Origin of the sequence: Terriglobus sp. YAF25 (assembly GCF_052113305.1) — a bacterium.
GTDB lineage: Bacteria > Acidobacteriota > Terriglobia > Terriglobales > Acidobacteriaceae > Terriglobus.
The window spans coordinates 1-6136 of sequence record NZ_JBFRCY010000255.1 but is presented as its reverse complement, the minus strand read 5'-3'; the positions used below and the strand labels follow the sequence as shown (position 1 = coordinate 6136).

6 protein-coding genes and 1 pseudogene are annotated in these 6136 nt (G+C 58.2%); 6 read left to right on the top strand and 1 reads right to left on the bottom strand.

From position 1 onward, the window contains the following. Positions 1-19 precede the first annotated feature (19 nt). A pseudogene (locus AB4043_RS12360) lies at positions 20-1130 on the bottom strand (IS5 family transposase). Positions 1131-1507: 377 nt separating this feature from the next. Between AB4043_RS12360 and AB4043_RS12355 the strand changes: the two are divergent. From AB4043_RS12355 to AB4043_RS12330, 6 genes are all read left to right on the top strand, one after another. Further along, positions 1508-2329, top strand: coding sequence for an alpha/beta fold hydrolase (locus AB4043_RS12355; protein ID WP_442303173.1), 822 nt, complete (start codon positions 1508-1510; stop codon positions 2327-2329). Between the two features lie 295 nt (positions 2330-2624). Further along, a complete protein-coding gene (locus AB4043_RS12350) occupies positions 2625-3188 on the top strand; it encodes a LysR substrate-binding domain-containing protein (protein ID WP_442303203.1) in 564 nt (187 codons plus the stop codon). 46 nt (positions 3189-3234) lie between these two features. Further along, positions 3235-3717, top strand: coding sequence for a lipocalin-like domain-containing protein (locus AB4043_RS12345; protein WP_442303172.1), 483 nt, complete (start codon positions 3235-3237; stop codon positions 3715-3717). Positions 3718-4275: 558 nt separating this feature from the next. Then, a complete protein-coding gene (locus AB4043_RS12340) occupies positions 4276-4602 on the top strand; it encodes a PadR family transcriptional regulator (RefSeq protein ID WP_442303171.1) in 327 nt (108 codons plus the stop codon). Then, positions 4599-5318 carry a hypothetical protein gene (locus tag AB4043_RS12335; RefSeq protein WP_442303170.1) on the top strand — a complete coding sequence of 240 codons (720 nt, stop codon included), beginning with the start codon at positions 4599-4601 and terminating at the stop codon, positions 5316-5318. The genes AB4043_RS12340 and AB4043_RS12335 overlap by 4 nt, the downstream gene beginning before the upstream one ends. 24 nt (positions 5319-5342) lie before the next feature. Next, positions 5343-6136: tetratricopeptide repeat protein (locus AB4043_RS12330; protein WP_442307167.1), on the top strand; the 794-nt coding region annotated here is incomplete at its 3' end.

Here is a 6136-nt window from a genome sequence, read left to right as displayed (position 1 = left end):
CTCCAGACACACTTCGGCCCTAGCATGCTTGCTCCTGGATGGGGATGAGCTTGCGCAAGCGGGTCAAGTTATAGGCGGTGATCATCAGCCGGTAGAACAAGTCCACCTTGGCCAGACCGCGTACCTTCACTTGACGTAATCCTCGATCGAGCTTGGACCAGCCGAAGACTCGTTCGATCCGCTTGCGTGCCTTCTGACTGATCTGGAAGCGTGGGTCCTGTCGCTCCTCTTCCGTCAGCGCGTTCTTGCTCATGTTCTGGCCGCTGGTGTACTCACTGACATGGGGCGCGACCTCGCGACCGCGCAGTTGTTCTATGAACTGCGCATCCTGATACTGTGTCGGCTCCCAGCGTGATCGTCTTCTGATGCTCCGGTTTGCGCTGGTCTGGCGAAGGTACAGCCCGATCCAGCAGGATCAGCGCCATATCGCGTTCCGCCACCGTAGCCGAGAGACTGGCCTCAGCCGCGATCACCAGACCGTTGCGGTTCTCCATCAACGCATGGCCCTGATAGCTGGGCACCGCCTTATCCGCTGTCGCCTTCTTGTACAACCGCGCCTGGGGATCGGTGCTGGACTCCACCTTATCGCGCAGCAGAACCTCGCCCTTATGTCCAGAACCCTTGCCAGGAGCGGGCGGATCCTTCTTATCCTTGAAGCTCCGGCACGAGGCCCAGGCTTGGAGCAGAGTGCCGTCCACGGTGAAGTGCTCTTCGCTGAGCAGCTTCTTCTCCCGCGCTTCCATCATCACCGCTTCCAACATACGCTGGCTCGCCTCGGCCTCGATCAGACGGTTACGGTTCTTGGTGAACACCGTCACGTCCCATACCGCGTCGTCCATCTCCAGTCCTACGAACCAGCGGAACAGAAGGTTATAGTCCAACTGCTCCATCATCCGGCGCTCACTCGGGATGCTGTACAGAACCTGCAACAAAAGCGTCCGCAACAGCTTCTCCGGAGCTACCGAAGGACGGCCTGTATGCGAGTACATCGCGCCCAACGTCGCCTCCATCCGTACAAGGGCACGGTCCACAAGCACTCGGATCGACCGCAAAGGATGGTCCGATGGAACCCGACGTTCCAACGTCACATAACTAAACATCGCAGACTGAAGCTCCCAATCTCCTCGCATATCTTACTTACTAGCACCTCGCGCGATGGAAAACAAAACCACACCCGAGTTTTTCCGCAACCTGTTCAGCCCACCGTTATCGGATCAAGAAAAGAATGGGCTTTATCCCTGGGCCTTGCGTCTCGGATAGTAAAGGCCCAGGGCTAAAGCCCGACGTATTACTAGGCCTAAATCAGCGGGCTAAAGCCCGCTGCTCCCACCAGAAGACACACCGAGAGTTGTGCCCGCATCTCCAATCAGCCACACGAAAGTGTGACTGGTTTTATGCCCCTCCGTGGGTGCACACGCATCTGTCACCGGCGTTAAATAAGATGCGACCACGTGCTTTCCCTGGACAATCAAACCCCTTCAACCGCTAACCACGAATGGAGACCACTATGAAGACCATCACCGTGAAAGACGGTACCACGATCTACTTCAAGGACTGGGGCTCCGGCCACCCGGTTGTGTTTTCGCACGGCTGGCCGCTGAATGCCGATGCGTGGGATGCGCAGATGCTCTTCCTCGGCGAGCGCGGATATCGCGTCATCGCGCATGATCGCCGAAGCCACGGACGATCGGACCAGACATGGGATGGCAATGAGATGGACACGTATGCCGACGATTTGGCTGCTCCGTTCGAGGCGCTCGATCTGAAGAGCGCCATACTCGTGGGTCACTCCACCGGTGGCGGTGAGGTGGCACACTATCTGGGCCGCCATGGCACCAGCCGCGTCGCCAAGGCCGTACTGATCGGCGCTGTTCCTCCGGTAATGCTGAAGAGCGAGAAGAACCCCGGCGGGTTGCCGATCGATGCCTTCGATGCGATCCGCAATGGAGTGGTGAATGACCGCTCGCAGTACTACATGGATCTGACACTTCCTTTCTATGGCTACAACCGCCCTGGCGCTGCGGTCTCAGAAGGTGTGCGCAAGAACTTCTGGTACCAGGGCATGCAGGGCGGCATCAAGGGGCAGTACGACTGCATCAAAGCCTTCTCTGAGACCGACTTTACAGAAGACCTGAAGAAGATCGATATTCCCACACTGATAATGCACGGCGATGACGACCAGATTGTTCCTTACCTTGACGCCGGTGTGCTGACGGCGAAGCTGGTAAAGAACAGCCAGTTGAAGATCTACCCCGGGTATCCGCACGGCATGGCGCAGATTTATGCAGACCAGATCAATGCGGATCTGCTGGCGTTTATTCAGAGCTAGGAAAATTGAATGATTGAAGAATGGCCCATGTTCCGGGAGAGAATGGGCCATTTCTACCTGCCTTCGGCTAGAGTATTTCTCCTGTAGGTGTAGTGCAGGGCTTATGCATCTATGGGCGTTTTCCTCAATGAAAACGTCACTGCACAGTACTCACGGGATGCCCAGCAACAGGAGAAATGCTCTACACTACGCGCACGATGGCTACACGGCTTACGCTTGATCTCGATACTCTGCGCACCCTCACCGTTGCGAATGATCTTGGCAGTCTGGCGCTGGCGGCGGAGCGCACTTTGCCCTGCTGTATCCGCGCATGCAGGTCGAGCTGCGCATCGAAGGCAATGCGGCRCTGGCCGATGCGGTGGAAGCATCGCAGATCGATCTCGCGGTCGCGATCGGACATGAGACACGGGCAGCAGCCGAGACCATCGGACAGCTTGAGATCGTGTGGATTGCGGCTTCCACCTTTGCTCTTCCGCAGAATCATCCTCTGCCACTGGCTGCGCTGGGGCCGCAGTGTGCCTTTCGCCGATGCGCCATCGAACATCTGGAGACGGCCACAACACCGTATCGCATCGCCGCCAGCAGTCCCAGCCTCGACGGCCTGTGGGCCGCGTTGCTTGCGGGTCTCGGCATCACCGCGCGGACTGGGTTGCGCCTTCCCGAGGGGTTGGTCTCAGCCGCATCGCTCTTCGGTTTGCCTGCACTTGGTGCACTGCCGGTTACGGTTCATCGCAATCCGCAGTCCACAGGTATCGCGGTCGATCGCATGAAGATCCTGCTGACGGAATCGGTGCAGTCAGCACTGGCCTTGCAGGCGAAGACCGCGAAGAAGCATAAACAGAGCTCACGTGTCGCTTGAGAACAATCAAATTGTTCTTGCTGTGCCGCGTTGTTAGAGTTGCGGGATGAAACGGTATTTGCTTTTGCTCACTGCGCTTCTGCTTGCCCCGCTCTCCGGCATGGCACAGACCTCTTCCATCGTTGGCACATGGGTTCTTACTGCCGCGGATAAGCTGATGCCGGATGGCACACGCGTCTCTGACTATGGACCGAATCCTCACGGCCTGGTGATCTTTACTGCCGATGGACATTACTCCGTACAGATCTATCGTGGAGACCGCGTGAAGTTTGCCTCAGGGGACAGACTGAAAGGCACGCCTGAGGAATATCGCGCGGTTGCGACCGAGATGAGTGTTCACTTCGGTACCTATATAGTCGATGACACGAAACACACCATCAGCTTTCATATCAATCGCTCTTCGGTTCCGAATCAGGATGACACCACCGCTGTGAGGTCCTATGAGATGCAGGGAGATGTTCTCTCCTGGAAGGTCGCGGCAAGACCGGATGGATCGATCCCGATGACGGTGTTGAAGCGGGTGAAGTAGGGGTGTGGCTAATTACTTGCTCGCCGTAGGATTGGGTGGGAGCGGCGGGCTTCAGCCCGCCGATATATAGCGCTGAAGGCGCGCTCCATACCAGCCTGGGGCAACGCCCCAGGTCTCGGATAGTTAAGAGGTCTGAGGGCTGAAGGCCCGATCTATAATTCTGATGCCAAATAGCTGAAAGAGCCCATCTGGACTGTAAACCGTGGACTAAAGTCCACCGCTCCTACCCGTTCGCACATTAGAACTCATCTGCCTTCACTGCAGAGTTATAGAGCGGGCCTTCAGCCCTTTAACATCGTGTGAGCACTGAGACCTGGGGCGTTGCCCCAGGCTGGTATGGAGCGCGCCTTCAGCGCTTATAGTGCCTGCCCGAAAGACCGCTAAACACCCCAGCCAGCAAAGTTGGCCGGGGTCCCCGCTGCACCCACTCGTTTCCACATCAGAAAGAAGCGGGCGGGTGCTGACGACATGAGTTTAATGACACGCTCTGGGAGGTCAAAAATTTCCCTCACCTGTCTTGACAGCCGCATTTATTACTCTCACAATGTAGTACTAACGATGCTTGGAGAGTTTGAGTACCTGATCATTACGGCGGCAGCGGGGCTTGGCGAGCGGGCGTATGGCGCCACCATCCGCGAAGAGGTTGAGGCCAGCGGCCGAGGCTGTTCGATTGGAGCGCTGTACACCACCATCGATCGGCTGGAGGCGAAGGGTCTGCTGAAGACCTGGATGAGCGATGCCACGCCTGAACGCGGTGGCCGCGCCAAGCGCATGGTAAGCATTACGCCCAGCGGGTTGAGTGCGGCAAAAGAGTTCTACGAGACGGTGATGCGGATCAGCCGCGGAGCCTCATGGGTGGCAAACCAGAGCAGGAGTGTTCTATGACGGGCTGGACCATCGTGGAAGTCGTCGCTTCACGTCTTCTGGAACGCAATGAGTGTGAAGCTGTGCTTGGCGATCTGGCGGAGACACGTAAGTCCACAAGGGCAGCGATGCTGGACGTCGTGGGTCTTGCATTTCGCCGTAAGGCAACGCCATGGCGCACTCTGGGCCCATGGGTTGCCGCCTTCGGCCTGGCTCTGCCGTGCAGCCTGCTGTTGATGGGCTTGTCGGTCTCAATCAGCGCGACGTATGTGCGGCTGTTCAATACCACGGTTCTGAAAAACAGCGGCCTCACGCTTGGACCTGGTGTCGCCATGCTGATCTGGAATGTGATTCTGCTGATCGGCTGGGCGTGGACCGGCGGCTTCGTGATGGGATCGCTCTCACGCAAGACCATCCGCATCAGCGTGCTGATGTCATCGGTTCCCTGCGTCTTCTGCATGGCGCGATTTCACGTGGAGTCGCTCTCACGCTTCTGCCTGCTGCTCTTCCTTATTCCCGCGGCGTGGGGCGTCTATCGCGGTCTGCGGCTCACCCGTATTTATCTTCCCGCTGCACTGGTGCTTGCACTCGGTATCACGCTGCTGACGATTCCCATGTGGCGCAATCCCGGTGCATGGCTCCCGAACTGGGCGCTGAGCTGGCCCGCGTGGTACTTAGTCCTGACTGCGTGGAGAAGCTCCAGGCGCGCAGAAGGCGCACGACAACTGGCTACCTGACACACACGGATATCAGGCCGCTTCATGCGGCCGCACACACCGTCACTGGCACTTCCCCTGGTCTTCTTTGATGGCGCTATCGTGTACGCACGTCCCGCGATGCAATCGAGCCCAGGCGCTGAACATACCGCGAAGCCTGTACCGGCAACGACGCAGCAGATGTATCGCAAGCTGATTCAGGAGGCTGAACAGAGGAACGATCCGCCCGCGCGCATTGGATATCTATGGGCTGTGCTTGCCTCTTCGTATCACGATGTCGGCAATATTGCCGAGTCCCAGCGAGCCTACGAACGTGCCTTGCCCTTGCTGGCGCAGTCGCCGCAGTCACGCGGCAACTATGCGACCGCGCTCGATAATCTTGGAAGTATTTATCTTGAGCTCGGCAACATTGCCGATGCGGAGAAGGTGAGGACGCAGGCCTTCCATCTTCGCGAAGAGATGGGGAACCCCATCGATCTTGCCCGTGGTCACGAACATCTCGCCGAGGTGCTGCTGGCACGGCATCGCTTCAAGGAAGCCGAGCAGCACGCCCGCGCCGCTTATGACACGCTCTCCGCCAAGCCGGAGCCTGACGATCAGGACGCTCCCAYTGCCGAGCATCCGCAGTACACGCAGAGGCGCGGCAACACCATGCTTGCCGCATTGATCACCCTGGTCTTTGCGGAATGCAATCAATCGGAGCTACAGGAGTGTCTGCAGGCGGCAAAGCAGGCCGACCAGATTGCAACGGAGAACTTCGCTTCCGGATCGCTGGAGCAGGCACACGCCGCCATGGCGTTGGGCTATGCGCAGTGGAAGACGGGAGATATCTCCACCGC